The following is a 17,055-nucleotide window of genomic DNA, read 5'->3' as shown; positions in this document are numbered from 1 at the left end:
CACGGCGCTTAGCATGGATGACCGTGTCGTCCTCCACCTCCGCCCCCGGTTCCAGTCCTGCGATCGAAGCGGGCCCGCTGTCCCTGTGCGCCCGTGAGCCGTACGTCCCCGCGGATCGTCTGGTCGCCGAGATGGTGCCGCCGCCGCGCTTCGACTCGGTGCGCTTCGCCACCTACATCCCGGACCCGAACCAGCCCAGCCAGACCGAGGCCGTCGGGACGCTGGAGGGTTTCGCCTCCGGGCTCGGCGGCGCGCACGCCTCCGGTGCCGGCAAGCCCGGCAGGAAGGGCCTGTTCGGCTTCGGCAGGGCGAAGGCCGCCAAGTCACCGGCCGGCCCGCGCGGCGTCTACCTCGACGGCGGCTACGGCGTCGGCAAGACCCACCTCCTCGCCTCCCTCTGGCACGCCACCCCGGCCGAGCCCGCGCTCAAGGCGTTCGGCACCTTCGTGGAGCTGACCAACCTGGTCGGCGCGCTCGGCTTCCAGCAGACCGTGCAGACGCTGAGCGGCCACCGCCTGCTGTGCATCGACGAGTTCGAGCTGGACGACCCGGGCGACACCGTCCTCGTCTCCACGCTGCTGGGCAAGCTGGTCGAGGCGGGTGTGGCGCTCGCCGCCACCTCCAACACGCTGCCCGGCAAGCTCGGCGAGGGCCGGTTCGCCGCCGCCGACTTCCTGCGCGAGATCCAGGGCCTGTCCGCCCACTTCCGCACCCTGCGCATCGACGGCGAGGACTACCGTCACCGCGGCCTGCCCGAGGCACCGGCGCCGTACTCCGACGAGCAGGTGGCGAAGGCGGCGTACGCCACCGCGGGCGCCTCGCTGGACGACTTCCCGCACCTGCTGGAGCATCTGGCCCGGGTGCACCCCAGCCGGTACGGCGCCCTGACCGACGGGCTGACGGCGGTGTGCCTGACCGACGTGCGCCCGGTCCCGGACCAGTCGACGGCGCTGCGGCTGGTGGTGCTGGCGGACCGGCTGTACGACCGCGAGGTCCCGGTGCTGGCCTCCGGGCTGCCGTTCGACCAGCTGTTCAGCGAGGAGATGCTGAACGGCGGATACCGCAAGAAGTACTTCCGCGCGATATCCCGGCTCACCGCCCTGGCCCGGGACGCGAAGGGGCTCGTCCGCTCCTAGCCACCCGGCCACCCGGCCACCCGGCCACCCGGCCACCGTCAAGGAGCGGATTCACGCCGCCCACCCGCACTTTCCACGCTCTTTCACGCACATGACGTGTGATTGACCCCGCAAATGACTTTGCGGGGTTAATGTGTTTCTTGACCATCCATTGACCAACGCTTGGCGCGGACGAGAAGCGTGGACTTCCCGAAGGGGGGCGCATGTTCCGAGGCACGACGGCCCGTACCGTCCTCACCCTGCTCGCGGCCACCCTGCTCACCCTCGGGTTCTTCGCACCCACGGGATCCTTCACATCCGCACACACGCTCAGTCATGCGAGGGCCAAGGGCGGGCCCGTGACAACGCCCCCGACGAAGCCGCTGCGGGACACGGCGGACGCCTTCCGCGCCCCGTCCCACCCGGTCGAGCCCGTGGGTACCCGGCACACCCGTGACCGGCAGCGCGGTTCCGGTTCCGGCTGGGCACAGGAGCGCCCGTCGTCCGCCCGGCCGCCGGCCGGTCCGCATCCGCCGGCCGGGTCCGGCGGCCCCGGTCACGGCGCCACGAGATCCTCCAGAACCCACTCCCCGGCAGCGCTTCAGGTCTTCCGCTGCTGAGGGTCAAGCTCTCCCCCACGGTCCCCCACGAACGTCGTGCAGGCCCGACGCGCCGGGAAGGCGCGCCAGGAGGAACCCACATACCATGCAGCCCCTCATCGACAACGCCCGTACCTTCGGACAACGCCCTGAGGAGTTCGCCGAGCTCGCCGAAGGCCAGTCTCCGCAGGTGCTGTTCATCACCTGCTCCGATTCCCGGGTCGTCCCGGCCCTGATCACCGGCGCCCGCCCCGGCCAGCTGTTCGAGCTGCGCACCGCGGGCAACATCGTCCCGCCGTACGTCTCGCAGCACCCCACGAGCGAGGCCGCCACCATCGAGTACGCCGTGGAGGTGCTCGGTGTCCGGGACGTCGTCGTCTGCGGGCACTCCCACTGCGGCGCGGTCGGCGCGCTGGTGCGCGGCGACGATCTGACCGCCGTGCCCGCCGTGCGCGACTGGCTGGCCCAGGCCACCCCGCGCCCGGCCGGTGCGGCCGAGGACCCGGAGGTCGCCGAGGGCGTGCGCAGCCACGTCCTGACGCAGTTGCTGCGGCTTCGCTCGTACCCGTGTGTCGAGCGCGGGCTGACCGCGGGCCGGCTGACCTTGCACGCCTGGTACTACGAGGTGCACACCGGCGCCGTACGGGCGCACCGCCCGCAGACCGACACCTTCGAGGCACTGTGAGCGCGCCGATGCCCAATCCCAGCACCCGTATGTCCCGTTTATTCCGTACGTCCCGCTTTCCTCATCTGCGGCAGGACTTCGCGGCCTCCCTCGTGGTCTTCCTGGTCGCGCTGCCGCTGTGCGTGGGCGTGGCCGTCGCCTCCGGTGTCCCGGCGGAGCTGGGACTGGTCACCGGCATCGTGGGCGGTGTCGTCACGGGGCTGTTGCGCGGCAGCAGCCTGCAGGTGTCGGGGCCTGCGGCCGGGCTGACCGTGCTCGTGTTCGAGGCGGTTCAGGAGTTCGGCCTGCCGGTGCTCGGCGTGATCGTGCTCGCCACCGGTGTGCTCCAGATCCTCATGGGCGCCCTGAGACTGGGCCGGTACTTCCGGGCCATCTCGGTCTCGGTGGTCGAGGGCATGCTGGCAGGCATCGGTCTGGTGCTGATAGCCGGACAGCTGTATCCGGCCATGGCAGCCAAGGCTCCCCGCTCGGGCCTGGACAAGGTGACCGGTCTGCCCCGCGGGTTGCTCGACGCCCTCGGTGACGGGACCGGGCTCGCCTCGCTCACGCTCTGCGCGGGCACGGTCGCGGTCCTGATGCTGTGGAAGCACGCCCCGGCGAAGCTGCGGACCGTACCCGGTCCGCTCGCCGCGGTCGGCCTCGCCACGCTGGTCGTAGCGACCTCGGACCTGCCGGTGGCCACCGTCGAGGTGCGGGGGCTGCTGGACGCGGTCCAGCCGCCACCACTGAGCGCGTTCACCGAGTCGGCCGGGCCCGGGGTGCTCGGCACGATCGCCGCGTTCACGCTGATCGCGTCCGCCGAGTCGCTGTTCAGCGCGGCGGCCGTGGACCGGCTGCACTCCGGTCCACGCACCGAGTACGACAGGGAACTGGTCGCACAGGGCGTGGGCAACACGGTGTGCGGGCTGCTCGGCGCACTGCCGATGACCGCGGTGATCGTGCGCAGCGCCGCCAATGTCCAGGCGGGCGCCCGTACGAAGGCGTCCCGGGTGCTGCACGGCCTCTGGCTGCTGCTGTTCGCCGCGCTGCTGCCGGACGCGCTCGGCTACATCCCGCTCCCGGCGCTCGCGGGCATCCTGATCCACTCCGGCGCCAAGCTGGTCCCCGTCCGGGCACTGGCCGTGCTGTGGCGCGAGCACCGGGGCGAGGCGCTGGTGCTGACGGTCACGGCCGTGTCGATCGTGGCCGTCAGCATGTTCGAGGGTGTGCTGATCGGGCTGGCGCTCGCGGTGGTCAAGACCGCCTGGGAGGCCTCGCACCTGCGCCTCGAGATCATCGACAAGGGCGCGGGGCCGATCGAGGTGTACCTGTCCGGCAACGCCACCTTCCTGCGACTGCCGAAGATCCTCGACAGTCTGGAGTCCCTGCCCCGAGACCGTCCGGTCCGCCTCGACCTGTCCGGCCTGCACCACCTGGACCACGCGTGCCGCACGGCACTGCAGAACTGGGCGGACCGGCACGAGCTGGATACGTCCGGGCCCGCATGGCCTCTACCCCGGGCCGGAACTATCGTGACAACAACGGACAAAAAGCAGACCTCTCGGTGAGGAGGTCATCATGCTCCAGGAGCTGCTGGGCGCCATCGCGGGGGCAGGGGCCGTCGGCATGGTGTACCTGGCGATGGCGGCGCGGGTCGTCAAGCAGTACGAACGGGGCGTGCTGTTCCGCCTCGGCCGGGTCGCGGGTGACGTACGTGCGCCCGGTCTGACGCTGATCGTCCCGTTCGTGGACCGGCTGCACAAGGTCAACATGCAGATCGTGACGATGCCGATCCCCGCCCAGGAGGGCATCACCCGCGACAACGTCACCGTGCGCGTGGACGCGGTCGTCTACTTCAGGGTGGTCGACGCGGCGAGCGCGCTGGTGACGGTCGAGGACTACAAGTTCGCGGTCTCGCAGATGGCGCAGACGTCGCTGCGGTCGATCATCGGCAAGAGCGATCTGGACGATCTGCTCTCCAACCGCGAGAAGCTCAACCAGGGCCTGGAGCTGATGATCGACAGCCCGGCGGTGGGCTGGGGCATCCAGGTCGACCGGGTGGAGATCAAGGACGTGTCCCTGCCGGACACGATGAAGCGGTCCATGGCCCGCCAGGCCGAGGCCGACCGGGAGCGCCGGGCGCGGATCATCAACGCGGACGCCGAACTGCAGGCTTCCAAGAAGCTCGCCGAGGCCGCCCAGCAGATGTCCGACACACCGGCCGCGCTCCAGCTGCGGCTGCTGCAGACAGTGATGGCGGTGTCGGCCGAGAAGAACTCCACCCTGGTCCTGCCCATCCCGGTGGAGCTGCTGCACTTCCTGGAGAGGGGCAACCGGCAGCCGGCACCCGACGGCCACCAGCAGCCCGCACCGGACGCCCGGCAGAAGGCCGTGACGGAGGGGCACCGTCAGGCCGTACCGGAAGATCCTGGGCCGCAGGCCTTCCCGGACGTACCGGAAGATCCTGGGCCGCAGGCCTTCCCGGACGTACCGGAAGGCTCCGAACAGCCCGCGCCGGACGTCGAGCGTGAGTGGCTCCCGGGGCAGGGCTGACGGGCGGCCCCCGCGCAGCGGCACGGCGGCGGTGCTCGCGGTCGCCCTGGCCGCGGTCTGCGGGTGCGGTACGGGCGGGGACGGCGGTTCGGCGTCCGCCCCCGCCCGTAGCGCCACCCAGCGGATCACGGTGACGAGCCCCGCCTACGCCGACGGCGGCGCGATCCCGGGCCGCTACACGTGCGACGGCGCGGACGTCTCTCCCCCGCTCGACCTCTCCGGCGTGCCCACGGGCACCGCGTCCCTGGCCCTGCTGCTGCAGGACCCGGACGCCCCGCACGGCACGTTCACGCACTGGCTGGCCTGGGACATCGGCCCGCACACCACGCACCTGGCCGCCGCAGAGCACCCCGAGGGCGCGGTGGATGGCCGCAACGACTTCGGCAGAACGGGCTACGGCGGCCCCTGCCCGCCCCGCGGCGACCACCCGCACCGCTACGTCCTGACGGTGTACGCCACCGACCGCCGCCCGTCGCTGCCCCCGGACACCACCGCCACCGGCCTCCTGCGGTCCCTGACCGGTCACACCCTGGCGACCGGAGCCCTGACCGGGCGCTACGAACGCCAGAGCGGATCCGGAGGGAAGGGGCATCCGTGAGGAGGGAGACCGAAGGGTATCTCCGGGAGGCCCTGCGCCTCCCGCTCGGCGAGGGCATTGACCTGACCACCTATGACGCGCGAGCCACCCCCGGCGCCCCGGGCAGCAAGAAGGCCGGCCTCGCGGCCACCGCCGACCTGGGCAAGCGGCTCGCCGGTCTGCAGGAGCGCCTGTGGGCGGCGGGCACCGCGGGCGACCGGCGCCGTGTGCTGCTGGTGCTGCAGGGCCTGGACACCAGCGGCAAGGGCGGCACGGTCAAGAACGTCATCGGGTACCTCAACCCCACCGGCTGCCGGGTCAGGGCCTTCAAGGCCCCCACCGAGGAGGAGCGGCGGCACGACTTCCTCTGGCGCGTGCGGCGCGCGCTGCCCGAGCCCGGTGAGATCGGCATCTTCGACCGCTCCCACTACGAGGACGTCCTCGCCGCCCGCGTCCGCCACCTCGCCCCGCCCGCCGTGATCGGCAGCCGCTACGGCCTGATCAACGACTTCGAGCGGTCTCTCGCCGAGGACGGGGTCACCCTGGTCAAGTGCTTCCTGCACCTCTCCTACGAGGAGCAGCGGCGGCGCCTGCTGCGCCGCCTCGACCGCCCTGACAAGCGCTGGAAGTTCAGCCCCGGCGACATCGACGACCGTGCACTGTGGCCCGCCTACCAGGAGGCGTACGAGATCGCCCTGGAGCGTTGCGCGACGCCCGAGGCACCCTGGTACCTGGTCCCGGCGGACCGCAAGTGGTACCGGAACTGGGCGGTCAGCCGCCTGCTGCTGGAGCATCTGGTCGCCCTCGATCCGCAGTACCCGAAGGGGGACTTCGACGTGGCGGAGTGCCGGGAGCGGCTGCTGCGGGAGACGTGAGGTCCGGACCACCCGCCGCGCGGGTGACGACATCGCCGCGCCACGGGCCATATCTCCATATAAGTTCATCTTCCGCTCTACGTTCGTACGGTGATCCCACGAGTACGCCGTATCACCGCCGTCTGCGCCCTGGGCGCCACTCTCGCCGCCTGCGGCACCGCGGGCACGCCCGGCGGCGCCCGGCCCGCACCGGCCAGGCCCCCTGTCTCCGCCTCTCCCTCCGCCGCGCGGCCCCCCGTCCTCGCGCCGGGTCCGGGCGGTCTGACCCCGGTGTTCGAGCACGGCCCGCGCACCCTGGGCAAGACCGTCGCACTGACCTTCGACGCCGACATGACAGCCGACCAGGGTCCGCGCGCCGCGGCCGGCGAGCATTTCGACAACCCGGACCTCATCGGCGCCCTGCACGCGCTGAAGGTCCCGGCGACGGTGTTCATGACCGGCCGCTGGGCCGAGCAGTACCCGGTCGAGGCGCGCAGCCTCGGCCACGATCCGCAGTTCGAGATCGCCAATCACTCCTACAGCCACTACGCGTTCACCGAGAACTGCTACGGCCTGCCGACGGTCTCCGCGGACCGGATGCGGGCGGACGTCGAGCGGGCGTACACCTCCCTGCGTAGGGCGGGCGTGCCGAACCCGCTGCCGTACTTCCGCTTCCCCGGGGGCTGTTACGACCGGCAGGCGCTGCGCGCGCTCAGCGGGCTCGGCGTCACCGCGGTGCAGTGGGACGTGGTGAGCGGCGACGCGTTCGCCACCGACGCCGACGCCGTGGCCCGGCAGGTGCTGGAGGGGGTGAAGCCGGGGTCGGTCGTCGTCATGCACTGCACCCACAGCGCCGCCCCGACCACCCCGGAGGTCGTCCGCACGGTCGTGCCGGAGCTGCGCAAGCGGGGCTACCGGTTCGTGAAGGTGTCCGAGCTGATCGGCGAGACCGGCCGCCACCGGTGACCGTGCCCCACCGCGGGTCAGGGCGAGCGGCGGGCGGTGAGCGCGCCGGACACCGCGAAGGCCGCCGCGGTGAACAGCGCCGCCCCGGCCGGCGGCAACAGCCCAACCGGCACCCGGCCGGACTGCGAGCCGGTGACCAGGTCGCTGACCGCGGCCTGCGCCGGAGAGCCCGCGACCACCACCGACAGCAGTGCGGCCAGCAGCATCGCGGGCACCGAGCGGCCGGTGGAGCGCAGCAGCGGCCGGTTGGTGAGCGCACCGACGGCCGAGCCGAGCAGCGCGCAGGTCACAGTGGCGAGCAGCCCGGCCACGCCGGCGCGCAGCGGCGGGATGTGCGTACGGTGGCCGTTGCTCGCCGGATCGCTGATCAGTGTCACGACGAGCGTCGCCGCCACGCCGAGCAGGACTGCGGCGGTCAGCGCGGTCAGCAGGCAGGCCAGGTGGGCACGGGCGGGGCCGCGCGCGGCGGCGACGCAGGCGCGGGCGGCGGGCGGTTCGCCCGTGACACAGATCCGCACCAGCCAGGCGGCCACCGGCAGCAGCCCGGCGGCGGTGTAGCCGAGCGAGTCGAGGACGGGCTGGCCGCTCTGCACACCGATCGCCAGGAAGACGACGTAAAGGATCACCGGAGGCAGCCAGCGCTGGGAGCGCAGCAGCAGATCGGCCTCGTAGCGCAGGAGTGCGGTCGTGGGCGGCTTCCGGGATCGACGGGGCTCGGGAACGGGGCGGGGGCGGCCGGTCCGACGCTCACCACGTGCCAGGGCGGGCGGGCCGTCAGCAGGGTGCGCAGCAGGACGTCCGAGTGGGTGGCGGGGACGGCGAGGCGGTAGGTGCCGGGGGTGGTCTCCTCGGCCGAGGTGACCACCCGCGCGGCGTCGGCGGGCAGCCGTCCGCCCGCCGGCCCCTGTGCGACGATCCGGACGTGCGGACCGACGGCGGCTGAACTCTCTTTTCCGGCAGGAAGATCGAGGCTGCCGTCGGCGACGGTGTACGTCGCGCCGGGCGCCCCGGCCAGGCGGCGCGGGTCGTGGTCCACGAACACCACGGCGCCCCCGTCGGCGATCCGTTCGGCCACCGCCCGCTCCAGCTCGGCCCGCGCGGCCTCGTCCAGGCCGGTCCACGCCTCGTCCAGCACCAGCAGCTCCGGCCCGGCGAGCAGCGCCTGGGAAACCGCGACCTTCTGAGCGCTGCCCTTGGACAGACGGGTCATGGGGGTGCCGGCGTGGGCGGCGGCGCCGAAGCGGTCCAGCCAGTCGCCGGCGGCGCGCTCCGCGTTCCGGCGGGACAGGCCGTGCACCGTGCCGAGGTGGGTGAGGTAGCCGAGGGCGGTGAAGGGCAGCGCCGCGGGGAAGCGCTCGGGGACGTAGGCGGTGCGGGGACGGCCCGAGACACGGCCCTCCGTGGGGACGTCCAGGCGGGCGACGAGACGCAGGAGGGTGGACTTTCCGGTGCCGTTCGCTCCTTCGATACGGGTGAGGGTGCCGGCCGCCACGGTCAGGTCGACGCCACGCAGGACCCAGGGCCCGCGCAGGCCGTAGCGGTGGCCGACACCGGCCAGTCGTAGATCACAGGGCATGGGGGGTGCTTTCGTCCGGCCGGAGCGGCTGATTGGCACGGCTCCGGGCCCCTTTAGGGTTGACTGGTGTGAGCGCAGTGTCGAGTTCTCCCGATGACAGTCCTTTCCAGGCCCGGCGTACCTCTCGCGACGAGGCACCCCAGTTCGTGCTGCCCCTCGTCGTCCGTATCGAGCGAGGTGCCCCGCCCTCCCGTACGGACGCGCTGGAGACCGCCGCGCGTTCCGTCCTCACCCTGCTCAGCGACGAGCGTGCCCTCGGCGACGGGGAGTGGGCCGATGCCGTGCGCGGCTGGGAGGACGCCCGGATCCGGAAGGTCGTACGGCGCGCCCGGGGCGCGGAGTGGCGGCGGGCCGAGGCACTGCCGGGAATCACGGTGCACGGCAAGTCCGCCGAGGTGCGGGTCTTCCCACCGGTGCCGCTGGACGGCTGGCCGAAGGAACTGGCCAAGCTACAGGTGTCGGGCACCGAGCTGGACGACCCGGAGCCGCCGGTCGACACCGGTCCGGCGCAGGCCGTGCTGTGGCTCAACCCGGAGCTGGGGATGTCGGCGGGCAAGGCGATGGCCCAGGCCGGGCACGGTGCCCAGCTGGCCTGGTGGGCCCTGTCCGGGGCCGAGCGCACCGCCTGGCGGGAGGCGGGCTTCCCGCTGGCCGTGCGTACCGCCGGGCCCGTCGTGTGGGCCGAACTGACCGGCAGCGAGCTCCCGGTGGTGCGCGACGCCGGCTTCACGGAGATCGCTCCGGGTTCCTGCACGGTCGTCGCCGATCACCCGGCGCTGCGGTAGGAGGTCCGAGCGCAGGACGCGGGGCCGTGAACCTCAAATGTTGCTCTGAACGCGGTCGGGCGGTGGTTGGGGGCCGCCCGGCGGGGCCATACCCCCGTCACTCGCAGGAGGGGGACGAGCCATGCGGCGACTGGGCACGGGGATCGGCTGGCGGCCGGAGATCGCGGACACCGTGGAGCTCCTGCCGGGCATCGACTGGGTGGAGGTCGTGGCGGAGAACATCTGCCCCGGCCACCTCCCCGAGTCGCTGCTGCGGCTGCGCGAACGCGGCGTGAGCGTCGTCCCGCACGGCGTCTGTCTCGGGCTCGGCGGCGCCGACCGGCCCGACGCGGGGCGGCTGGACGCGCTGGCGAGACGGGCGGAGGCGCTCGACGCGCCGCTGGTCACCGAGCACATCGCGTTCGTCCGGGCGGGCGGCGCGCTCACCGCGTCCCCGCGGCTGGAAGCAGGGCACCTGCTGCCGGTGCCGCGCACCCGGGAGGCGCTCGACGTGCTGTGCGAGAACGTCCGGATCGCTCAGGACGCGCTGCCCGTGCCGCTGGCCCTGGAGAACATCGCCGCGCTGTTCTCCTGGCCCGGGGAGGAACTGACCGAGGGGCAGTTCCTCGCCGAACTGGTCGAACGGACCGGGGTACGGCTCCTGCTCGACGTGGCCAACCTGCACACCAACCACGTCAACCGGGGCGAGGATCCGGCCGAGGCGCTCGCCGCGCTGCCGCTGGAGGCGATCGCGTACGTCCATGTCGCGGGCGGCTTCGAACGCGACGGGGTGTGGCACGACAGTCACGCGCATCCCGTGCCGCAGCAGGTGCTCGGCATCCTGAGCGACCTTGCCGCGCGGGTGGCGCCGCCCGGCGTCCTGCTGGAGCGGGACGAGAACTTCCCCGGACCGGCGGAGCTGGAAAGGGAGCTGAAGGCGATTCGGGGTGCGGTGGTGGCCGGCCGTGCGGCACGTGCGGAGCGGCGGCCGACGAGCACGACGCGCGCCGGCAGCGCGAACGGCGGGACCACCGGAAACGGCGCGACGGGCACGGCGGCTCCCCCGGTGGCCGCGGCGGCCCGCGCCGGGGGCGTCGCCGTGCTCGCCCGGCCGGAAGCCGGCCGGCAGCGCCTCGGCGTCGCCCAGGCCGCCGTGCTCTCTTCGCTGGTGGCGGGAGCGCCGGTGCCGGAGGGCTTCGACCGGGTGCGGATGCGCGTGCAGGCAAGGGCGCTGGCCGTGAAACGGGCCGACGTGGTGGCCAAAGTGGCCCCCGAACTCCCGGTGATCCTCGGGGAGGGGTATCGCGAGTCCTTCCTCGGGTACGCACGCGAACGGGCGATGACGGGGGGCTACCGCCGGGACGCGCTGGACTTCGCGGGGCACCTGCTGGCGGTGGGCGAGCCGGCGGACACGGCGGCCCGGCGGGCGCTGCGCGCGTGGTGGCTGGACCGGGCAGGCCCGGCACCACGGTCGCGGCTCACCCGGGCGGCACAGGTGGCGCGCAGCGCGTTCGCGCGTACCCCGCACTGAGGCCGGGGCCGGGGACTGACCTGCGCGCGCGCTCGGAGCCGACGGCACTGGGGCAGCTGCCCTGGGGACCTGGAGAACCGGCCAGTAATATCCCGCTCCATGCGACCGCGACCCCCTGTCCAGGGCCGAGGCATGTTCAGCGGCACCGGGCTCATCCTCGTGGCCCTCTCCGCGACGGCCGCCGCACTGCTCTACCCGCTGTGGTCGTACGGCGGGCGGCAGGCAACAGGCGGTGCCGGTGCGCTGAACGCGCAGACGGTGACGACGCCGTACGGCCCCTTGTCCGCGCAGGACCGGAACTTCCTCACCAAGGTGCGGCTGGCGGGGCTGTGGGAGCTGCCCGCCGGGGAGCTGGCCCAGCGGAAGGGGACCACGCAGGCGGTGCGCACGGCCGGGCAGCATCTGGTCGACGGGCACACCTCGCTCGACGCGCACACCCGGACGGCCGCCACCCGGCTCGGCGTGCCGCTGCCCGATGAGCCCGACGCGCAGCAGAAGCAGTGGCTCGCCACCCTGAACGCCATTCAGGGGCAGGACTTCGACCGGCAGTTCGCGGCGACGCTGCGGCTCGCACACGGCCGGGTGTTCCCGCTGGTCGCCCAAGTCCGGGCGGGCACCCAGAACTCACTGGTCCGCGACCTCGCCGACGACGCCGTCTCGACCGTGCTGGATCACATCAGGGTCCTGGAGTCGACGGGCTACGTCGACTTCGGCGCGCTGGCGCGGGGCCTGGCCGCCTCGCCGTCCCCGGTGCCGGTCCCGCCGGCGGTCGCCCCGGGCGCCGCGGCCCCGGTCACGCCCACGCCGAACCCGGTGTCCTCCCCGCAGCCCTGACCTGCGCGGGAAACACACCGTCATATCTCGGCCACAGTCTGTCCGGATCGTGAACAAGGCATGGCGCTTCGCGCGGCCCTGGCATAGAAACACGTCATGTTCTGGGTCCTTTTCCTGCTCATGGCCTGGGCTTTCGTCGGTACCGCGGCAAGTCGGCTGTGTCTGGCCGCGGTTCGTTCGGCAGCCGCGGACGCGGACGTCACCGCGGCGGGCCGCGAGCGCGATCTGACGTTGTACGAGGCGGCGTTCCTCTCCGGCGGTCCCGCGCGGGTCGCCGATCTGACCCTGGTCTCCATGGCACGGCAGCGGCGGCTGCTGCTCGCGCACACCGGCTGGGCCACGGTGGTGGACCCGCGGGGGCGTGACGAGATGGAGCGGTCCGTCATAGGTGCGATCGGGCCCGAGGGGCAGTGCCGGATCGAGCCGGTGCGGAGCGCCGCCGCCGGCGCCGAGGCCGTACGCCGGCTCGGCGACGCCCTGGTGCGCTCCGGGCTCGCGGTGCCCGAGGGCGCCGGTACGACTGTCGCGGCCGCGGTGCGCCGGGTGCGCGCCGCCGCGCTGGCCGTGCTCGCGCTGGGCGGCGCTGCGCTGCTGCTGCCCGTCCAGACCGGGACGCCGCACTTCCTGATCGCCCTGTGGTTCGCCCTCCCGCTCACGCTCGCCCTGAGCTGTCTGGCCCTGGCCCGGATGGAGGCGCACCCTTACTCCCGCTGGGCCTCCCCGGCCGGGCAGCGGCTGCTGGACGCCCTGCCCCGCAGGGCGTCCGGCGACGGCGACGACCGCTCGTTCCTCACCCGTGTCGCCGTGCGGGGCGTCCGCGCGGTCGGCGAGCCGGAGCTGCGGGCGGCCTTCGCCCACCGGGACCGTTCCCGGCAGGAGTGAGGAGCCCACCGGGGCCGCACCGGGCACACAGGGCGCGTCGCAGGCATTGGGGGCATTGCCTCCGACACCGGCATGCGGTGCTTGCCTTCACGTCCGACCGAACGAAACATCCCTCTTGTCGTCGCCGGGCCGTGGCAGCCGTGCCATCGCCGCCGCGCACCGAAGGGATACGCGATGAGAGCTGCCGCCCTGTACTCGGCCGCCGGGTCCTTGCTGCTCACCACGCTGGCCGCGGCCCCCGCGGGCAGCGCGCCCGGCGTTGCCGGGGTTCCGGGGGCGGCGGGCGCGGCCGAGCTGCGCGGCACCGCGGTGGCCGCGGCCCGCGCCCGCGCGGCCGGCATCGACTTCGGCAGGTGCTCCGCACTGGACATGCCGGGCAACCTCGCATGCGGGGCGGTGAGTGTCCCGCTGGACTACGCGCACCCCGACGGCAAGAAGATCAAGCTGACCGTCAGCCGGATCCGGGCCACGCAACGCGACCCGCGCAACAGCAAGCGCAAGGTGCCCCGGCAGGGCGCCCTCGTCTACAACCCGGGCGGCCCCGGCGCCTCCGGCATGTATTTCCCGCTCACCGGCGCGACGCCGGAGTGGAAGCAACTCGCCGCCGCCTACGACCTGGTCGGCTACGCCCCGCGCGGGGTCGGCCGTTCGGCCCCGCTGTCCTGCGAGGACCCCGAGCGCTTCCTCAAGGCGCCCACCGAGTCGCCCGAGCACCCTTCGGAGGCGTTCAAACGGCGGCGCATCGCCCAGGCCAAGGCGTACGCGAGCGGCTGCGCCCGGCGCTCCGGCAGCGGGCTCGCGTTCTACAACTCCCTCAACAACGCCCGTGACCTGGACGTCCTGCGGGCCGCCCTGGGCGAGGACCGGCTGACGTTCATGGGGGCGTCGTACGGCACCTACTTCGGGGCGCTGTACGCGGTCATGTTCCCCTCGCACGTACGGCGGATGGTGCTGGACTCACCGGTGAACCCGGACCCGACGAAGATCTGGTACCGCGACAATCTCGACCAGTCGGCCGCGTTCGAGGACCGCTGGGCGGACTTCCGCGAGTGGATGGCCCGGCACGACGACGTCTACGGGCTCGGCTCCACGCCCGCGAAGGTGCAGCGCAGCTACGACACCGCACGGGACCGGCTGGCCTCGAAGGCGGCGGGCGGCAAGGTGGGACCGGGCCAGCTGCAGGCCGCGTTCCTGACCGCCGGGTACGACGACGACTTCTGGCCGAGCCGGGCCGCCGCGCTGTCGGCCTATCTGAAGGGCGACGCCGAGCCGCTGGTCCGGCTGGCCGCGCCGAGCCCGGGGACGGCCGCCGGGGCGGAGAACGGGGCCGCCGTCTACACGGCCGTCGAGTGCAACGACGCGCCGTGGCCGACGGACTGGAAGGTGTGGGACCGCGACAACACGCGCCTCGCGCGCAGAGCGCCGTTCGAGACGTGGGACAACGCGTGGATGAACCTGCCGTGCGCCTACTGGCCGGCGCGCCGGCAGCAGCCGCTCGATGTGCGGACCGGGTCGGGTGAGCTGCCGCCGGTGCTGATCCTGGCGGCCGAGCGGGACGCGGCGACGCCGTACGAGGGCGCGCTGGAGATGAACCGGCGGTTGGCGGGCTCGGTGCTGGTCACCGAGCGGGACGCGGGGACGCACGGCATCGGGGGCGGCCCCAACAAGTGCGTCGACACGCACCTGGAGACGTACCTGCTCAGGGGCCGGACCCCCGGGCGGCACGCGTCCTGCGCGGGCCGCCCGGAACCGGAGCCGGACATCCCGGCCGACCGTGTCGAGGGGCAGCGGGAGGAGTCCCCCCGGGACGCCCTGAAGGGCAAGGCCGACCGGGACTAGGCGCTTGGGGCCTGTCCCCGTCAGGCCAGGCCTGCCACCAGGTCCGCGACGCTCTTGCGGCGACCCGTGAAGAACGGGATCTCCTCGCGGACGTGCATACGGGCCTCGGAGGCACGCAGGTGGCGCATGAGGTCGACGATGCGGTACAGCTCGTCGGCCTCGAAGGCCAGGATCCACTCGTAGTCGCCGAGCGAGAACGAGGCGACCGTGTTGGCGCGCACGTCCGGGTAGCCGCGGGCCATCTTGCCGTGGTCGGCGAGCATGCGGCGGCGGTCCTCGTCCGGCAGGAGGTACCAGTCGTAGGAGCGCACGAAGGGGTAGACGCTCACGTAGTCACGCGGTGTCTCGTCGGCGAGGAACGCCGGGATGTGCGAGCGGTTGAACTCGGCGGGGCGGTGCAGGGCCATGTTCGACCACACGGGCTCCAGGGCGCGGCCCAGCTTCGTGCGGCGGAAGAGGTTGTACGCCTCCTGCAGCTGGTCGCTGGTCTCGGCGTGCCACCAGATCATGAGATCGGCATCGGCACGCAGGCCGGAGACGTCGTAGGTGCCGCGGATCGTCACGTCCTTGGCGGCGAGCTGGTCGAACAGCTCCTGGACCTCGTCGGCGTACCCCGTGCGGTCCTCGGGCAGCACGTCCTTCAGCTTGAAGACCGACCACAGGGTGTAGCGGATGACCTCGTTGAGGTCCTTGGCCAGCTTGCCCTTGTTCGGGATCCTGCCGGCCTCGGTGGTGGTGGCGTCGTCACTCATGGTCCCTATTCTCCCGCTCCGCCGTGCAGGCTCTGCACCGGGTTGGCCGTCAGCTCCTCGACCCCCCGCAGGTCGCCGCCCAGCTGGTCGACCGCGGCGTACGCGCTCGCGATGCACGCCGGGATGCCGACACCGTCGTACTGCGCGCCGCACACCGCGAGGCCGGGCAGCTCGGCGATGTGCTCGCGGATGCGGGCCACGCGCGCGTGGTGGCCGACGGGGTACTGGGGCAGGCCGTCGGTCCAGCGGGTGACGCGGGTCTCCAGGGGAACGGCGTCCAGGCCGGTGGCCTCGCGCAGGTCGTGCCGGGAGACGGCGACCAGATCGGCGTCCTGGCGCTGGAGCACCTCCGTCTCGCCGTACCGCCCGACCGAGGTGCGCAGCACGACGACGTCCGGGTCCTCGTCGGCGATCCAGCCCCACTTCTGGGAGGCGAACGTCGACGCCTTGATCGTGTGTCCGTCGACCGGCGGGACCAGGAAGCCGCTGCCCTCGGGCAGCGAGAGGTCGGCGCGGCGGTAGGCGAGAGTGATCAGCGCCATGGAGGCGTACTCGACGGTGTCCAGCTCGGCGGCGGCCTTCGGGGACTCGGCGCGCAGCAGGCGTGCGGCGGCCGGGGCGGGCACGGCGACGATCACCGCGTCGGCGTGCAGCGGCTGCTCCCCGTGCTCGCCCACGACGACCCGCCAGCCGCCGGACGTCTCGCGGCGCAGCCCGGTCACCGGCGTCCCGGTGCGGATCTCGCCGCCACGCGCCCGCACCGCGTCGGCGACCGCGAGCGGCAGCGTGCCCACACCGCCCTCGAGGCCCATGAACACCGGCCCGGTCTGCTGGTTCGCCGCCGCCGCGGCCTGGATGTCACGGACAGCCGCCGTGAGGGAGTCGTGCGTGCGGGCCGCCTGGAAGAGCTGGGGGACTGCCGAGCGCATCGAGATGCGGTACGCGTCGCCCGCGTACACCCCGCCGAGCAGCGGCTCGACCAGGCGGTCGACGACCTCGCGGCCGAGCCGGTCCGCCACGTACTGCCCCACCGCCACGTCGTCGCCGACCTCGGTGCGGGGCAGCTCGGCGTCACGCTCGACGCGGCCCAGGCCCTCCTCGGACAGGACACCGGCCAGGGCGGCGGCGGTGCCGGGGACGCCCATCACATGGCCCTTGGGCATGGGGCGCAGGGCGCCGCGGGTCCAGATCGAGGCGGTCGCGGTGGCCGGAGGCTGGAGCCGGCCGGCCAGACCGACCTCGCGGGCGAGGGACACCGCCTCGGGGCGGCGGGCGAGCATCGACTCGGCGCCCAGGTCGACCCGCACGCCCGCGATCTCGCCGGGCAGCAGCTTGCCGCCGACCCGGTCGGAGGCCTCCAGCACGGTCACGCGCGCGCCGCGCCCCAGCAGGCGGTGGGCGGCGGCCAGTCCGGCGATTCCTGCTCCGATGACGACGACATGCCCTGCGGGCGTACCCGTTGCGTTCATGTCCCCACTCTCTCAGACCCCGCTGACGCTCCCGCCCCGGCCCGGTGTCCGTGCCGAGTCCGGACCGTGACCTCATCGGA

General features: G+C 73.4%; 17 protein-coding genes. 13 read left to right on the top strand and 4 right to left on the bottom strand.

All coding sequences use genetic code 11. The features are described 5' to 3' along the window. Positions 1-23 precede the first annotated feature (23 nt). The 8 genes from zapE to K7G59_RS04805 all read left to right on the top strand — a co-directional run bounded on the left by zapE (position 24) and on the right by K7G59_RS04805 (position 7,328). On the top strand, positions 24-1,136 hold the full coding sequence (gene zapE / locus K7G59_RS04840; protein WP_225830563.1) for a cell division protein ZapE: 1,113 nt from the start codon (positions 24-26) through the stop codon (positions 1,134-1,136). A gap of 203 nt (positions 1,137-1,339) precedes the next feature. Beyond that, a complete protein-coding gene (locus K7G59_RS04835) occupies positions 1,340-1,735 on the top strand; it encodes a hypothetical protein (protein ID WP_225830562.1) in 396 nt (131 codons plus the stop codon). A gap of 85 nt (positions 1,736-1,820) precedes the next feature. Continuing rightward, positions 1,821-2,399: a carbonic anhydrase gene (locus tag K7G59_RS04830; RefSeq protein WP_225830561.1), complete on the top strand. Its 579-nt coding sequence runs from the start codon at positions 1,821-1,823 to the stop codon at positions 2,397-2,399. 29 nt (positions 2,400-2,428) lie between these two features. Continuing rightward, a complete protein-coding gene (locus K7G59_RS04825) occupies positions 2,429-3,946 on the top strand; it encodes a SulP family inorganic anion transporter (RefSeq protein WP_225830560.1) in 1,518 nt (505 codons plus the stop codon). A gap of 10 nt (positions 3,947-3,956) precedes the next feature. Continuing rightward, positions 3,957-4,931 (top strand): slipin family protein, encoded by a 975-nt coding sequence (locus K7G59_RS04820; protein WP_225830559.1) that lies wholly within the window; start codon positions 3,957-3,959, stop codon positions 4,929-4,931. Next, positions 4,906-5,529 (top strand): YbhB/YbcL family Raf kinase inhibitor-like protein, encoded by a 624-nt coding sequence (locus tag K7G59_RS04815; RefSeq protein ID WP_225830558.1) that lies wholly within the window; start codon positions 4,906-4,908, stop codon positions 5,527-5,529. The genes K7G59_RS04820 and K7G59_RS04815 overlap by 26 nt, the downstream gene beginning before the upstream one ends. Then, positions 5,526-6,383: a PPK2 family polyphosphate kinase gene (locus K7G59_RS04810; RefSeq protein WP_225830557.1), complete on the top strand. Its 858-nt coding sequence runs from the start codon at positions 5,526-5,528 to the stop codon at positions 6,381-6,383. The genes K7G59_RS04815 and K7G59_RS04810 overlap by 4 nt, the downstream gene beginning before the upstream one ends. Positions 6,384-6,473: 90 nt before the next feature. After that, positions 6,474-7,328 (top strand): polysaccharide deacetylase family protein, encoded by an 855-nt coding sequence (locus K7G59_RS04805; protein WP_225830556.1) that lies wholly within the window; start codon positions 6,474-6,476, stop codon positions 7,326-7,328. A 17-nt stretch (positions 7,329-7,345) separates the two neighbouring features. Here K7G59_RS04805 and K7G59_RS04800 read toward each other — a convergent pair whose 3' ends face one another. Together K7G59_RS04800 and K7G59_RS04795 are read right to left on the bottom strand one after the other, a co-directional pair. Next, positions 7,346-7,954, bottom strand: coding sequence for an ABC transporter (locus tag K7G59_RS04800; protein WP_225830555.1), 609 nt, complete (start codon positions 7,952-7,954; stop codon positions 7,346-7,348). Next, complete coding sequence (locus K7G59_RS04795) at positions 7,951-8,904, bottom strand: ATP-binding cassette domain-containing protein (RefSeq protein ID WP_225830554.1); 954 nt, start codon at positions 8,902-8,904, stop codon at positions 7,951-7,953. Before K7G59_RS04795 ends, K7G59_RS04800 begins: the two co-directional genes overlap by 4 nt. A 68-nt stretch (positions 8,905-8,972) precedes the next feature. Between K7G59_RS04795 and K7G59_RS04790 the strand changes: the two genes are divergently transcribed. From K7G59_RS04790 to K7G59_RS04770, 5 genes are all read left to right on the top strand, one after another. Further along, on the top strand, positions 8,973-9,689 hold the full coding sequence (locus K7G59_RS04790; protein WP_225830553.1) for a peptidyl-tRNA hydrolase: 717 nt from the start codon (positions 8,973-8,975) through the stop codon (positions 9,687-9,689). Positions 9,690-9,810: 121 nt separating this feature from the next. Continuing rightward, positions 9,811-11,199 carry a DUF692 domain-containing protein gene (locus tag K7G59_RS04785; RefSeq protein ID WP_225830552.1) on the top strand — a complete coding sequence of 463 codons (1,389 nt, stop codon included), beginning with the start codon at positions 9,811-9,813 and terminating at the stop codon, positions 11,197-11,199. A 99-nt stretch (positions 11,200-11,298) separates the two neighbouring features. After that, positions 11,299-12,033, top strand: a complete 735-nt coding sequence (locus K7G59_RS04780) for a DUF4142 domain-containing protein (RefSeq protein ID WP_225830551.1) — start codon at positions 11,299-11,301, stop codon at positions 12,031-12,033. Between the two features lie 96 nt (positions 12,034-12,129). After that, complete coding sequence (locus tag K7G59_RS04775; protein WP_225830550.1) at positions 12,130-12,915, top strand: TIGR04222 domain-containing membrane protein; 786 nt, start codon at positions 12,130-12,132, stop codon at positions 12,913-12,915. A gap of 174 nt (positions 12,916-13,089) precedes the next feature. Next, the gene (locus K7G59_RS04770; RefSeq protein WP_225830549.1) at positions 13,090-14,754 is read left to right on the top strand and encodes an alpha/beta hydrolase; all 1,665 of its coding nucleotides are present in this window, start codon (positions 13,090-13,092) and stop codon (positions 14,752-14,754) included. A 20-nt stretch (positions 14,755-14,774) separates the two neighbouring features. Here K7G59_RS04770 and hemQ read toward each other — a convergent pair whose 3' ends face one another. Then, positions 14,775-15,506, bottom strand: a complete 732-nt coding sequence (gene hemQ / locus K7G59_RS04765) for a hydrogen peroxide-dependent heme synthase (protein ID WP_225830548.1) — start codon at positions 15,504-15,506, stop codon at positions 14,775-14,777. Between the two features lie 5 nt (positions 15,507-15,511). Continuing rightward, the gene (gene hemG, locus K7G59_RS04760; RefSeq protein WP_225830547.1) at positions 15,512-16,975 is read right to left on the bottom strand and encodes a protoporphyrinogen oxidase; all 1,464 of its coding nucleotides are present in this window, start codon (positions 16,973-16,975) and stop codon (positions 15,512-15,514) included. Between the last annotated feature and the right edge of the window lie 80 nt (positions 16,976-17,055).

The organism is Streptomyces sp. NK08204 (genome assembly GCF_020400585.1).
Classification (GTDB): Bacteria; Actinomycetota; Actinomycetes; order Streptomycetales; family Streptomycetaceae; genus Streptomyces.
The sequence above is the reverse complement of the archived record's forward strand: the minus strand, read 5'-3'. Positions and strand labels throughout refer to the sequence as shown.

Bases quoted from the DNA above. Each gene is read 5' to 3' on its own strand.
- K7G59_RS04835 (WP_225830562.1), top strand. From the start codon at position 1,340: ATGTTCCGAGGCACGACGGCCCGTACCGTCCTCACCCTGCTCGCGGCC.
- K7G59_RS04830 (WP_225830561.1), top strand. From the start codon at position 1,821: ATGCAGCCCCTCATCGACAACGCCCGTACCTTCGGACAACGCCCTGAG.
- K7G59_RS04825 (WP_225830560.1), top strand. From the start codon at position 2,429: ATGTCCCGTTTATTCCGTACGTCCCGCTTTCCTCATCTGCGGCAGGAC.
- K7G59_RS04820 (WP_225830559.1), top strand. From the start codon at position 3,957: ATGCTCCAGGAGCTGCTGGGCGCCATCGCGGGGGCAGGGGCCGTCGGC.
- K7G59_RS04795 (WP_225830554.1), bottom strand. From the start codon at position 8,904: ATGCCCTGTGATCTACGACTGGCCGGTGTCGGCCACCGCTACGGCCTG.
- K7G59_RS04785 (WP_225830552.1), top strand. From the start codon at position 9,811: ATGCGGCGACTGGGCACGGGGATCGGCTGGCGGCCGGAGATCGCGGAC.
- K7G59_RS04780 (WP_225830551.1), top strand. From the start codon at position 11,299: ATGCGACCGCGACCCCCTGTCCAGGGCCGAGGCATGTTCAGCGGCACC.
- K7G59_RS04775 (WP_225830550.1), top strand. From the start codon at position 12,130: ATGTTCTGGGTCCTTTTCCTGCTCATGGCCTGGGCTTTCGTCGGTACC.
- K7G59_RS04770 (WP_225830549.1), top strand. From the start codon at position 13,090: ATGAGAGCTGCCGCCCTGTACTCGGCCGCCGGGTCCTTGCTGCTCACC.
- hemQ (WP_225830548.1), bottom strand. From the start codon at position 15,506: ATGAGTGACGACGCCACCACCACCGAGGCCGGCAGGATCCCGAACAAG.
- hemG (WP_225830547.1), bottom strand. From the start codon at position 16,975: ATGAACGCAACGGGTACGCCCGCAGGGCATGTCGTCGTCATCGGAGCA.